Raw genomic sequence first — 1,508 nt, forward strand, 5'->3', positions numbered from 1 at the left:
CGCTCATTGGTGCACCCTTGTTTCACTCGAGCTGATGGTGGTTCGAGTGCACCGGTGACCGTCGGGCCATCGCCCTGCTCGCTCGATCTTCGAGGTCCAGCATGAGTTCTGCGAGGCCCGGCGGCCCGGGACGCCCCGATCGGCCACAGGGCTATGCGTGTGCGAACGCCGCTCAATGAGCAACCGGCTGTGGTGTCCCGGAACCGCCAGGTGCTTCCCCACTGGTTGCGCAGCGGAGAGGCAACAATGAGTGTGCAGGACACCCCCGGCACGAGGCGAGCGGTCACGGCCGGCGTCGACTGGGCGAAGGACAACCACGCCATCTGCATCATCGACGGTGACGGTGAGCCGATCGATCGGTTCACGGTGGCTCATAGCAAGGCCGGCCTGGCCCGGCTCAACACGATCCTGGACCGCCATGACGTCAACACGATCGGCATCGAACGCGGTGACGGACCAGTCATCGACGCGTTGCTCGCCGCAGGCCGCATCATCTATGTGATCCCGCCGTCGCAGGTCAAAGCCTTGCGTCAGCGTTACGGCTCGGCCGGCAACAAGGACGACCGGTTCGACGCCTACGTCCTGGCCGACACCGTGCGCACCGACCAGCGGCGGCTGACGCCGCTGCTGCTCGACGGCGAGGCCACCATCACCTTGCGCAAGTTGTGTCGGGCCCGCAAAGACCTCGTCACGCACCGCGTCGCCGTCACCAACCAGCTGCGCGCGCATCTGCAGGCCGCCCTGCCCGCGGTAGTCGACCTGTTCCGTGATCTCGACTCCGCGATCAGCCTGCGGTTCGTGACCCGTTTCGACACCCAGGACACCCTCGACTGGCTCTCGCCGAAACGCCTCGCCGGCTGGCTGAGCAGCGTCGGCTACTGCGGACGTGTCGACCCCGCCGTCCTGCACGACCGCATCACCGCGGCGCCACCGGGCACCCGTGGCGAGCACGGCCGGGCCCTGGCCGGCATCACCCACGCCTACCTGGGAACCCTGCAGACAATCACCGCCCAGATCGAAGCCCTGGCACAACAGATCAGCGAAACGCTCGCCCTGCACCCCGACCGGCAGATCTTCACCAGCCTGCCCCGCTCCGGCACGATCCGCGCCGCCCGGCTGCTCGCCGAGATCGGCGACGCCCGCGGCAGATTCCCCACCGCGGCCAGCCTCGCCTGCCTCGCAGGAGTCGCCCCCTCGACCCGGCAATCCGGCAAAGCCCGCATCGTCGCGTTCCGCTGGGCCGTCGACAAACAACTGCGCGACGCCGTCTGCGACTTCGCCGGCGACAGCCGCCGCGCCAACCCCTGGGCCGCCGACCTCTACAACCGCGCCCGCGGCCGCGGCCACGACCATCCCCACGCCGTGCGGATCCTGGCCCGCGCCTGGCTCGACATCATCTGGAAGTGCTGGACCACCGACACCACCTACGAACCCGACCGGCATCGAGCCCTCCAACGACTCCTCAACCAAGATCAAACCGCGACGGGTTGACACAGGGCTACTCATGC

At 68.4% G+C, this 1,508-nt stretch carries 1 protein-coding gene; it reads left to right on the forward strand.

Features of this window, described 5'->3' with window-relative positions:
- Nucleotides 1-246: 246 nt before the first annotated feature.
- A complete protein-coding gene (locus Aau02nite_RS46040) occupies nucleotides 247-1,491 on the forward strand; it encodes an IS110 family RNA-guided transposase (protein WP_212995032.1) in 1,245 nt (414 codons plus the stop codon).
- Nucleotides 1,492-1,508: the final 17 nt, after the last annotated feature.

It is taken from the genome of Actinoplanes auranticolor (genome assembly GCF_018332655.1).
GTDB classification, from domain to species: Bacteria; Actinomycetota; Actinomycetes; order Mycobacteriales; family Micromonosporaceae; genus Actinoplanes; species Actinoplanes auranticolor.

Excerpts from the sequence above, each read along its gene's own strand:
- Aau02nite_RS46040 (WP_212995032.1), top strand. The coding sequence starts at position 247 with ATGAGTGTGCAGGACACCCCCGGCACGAGGCGAGCGGTCACGGCCGGC.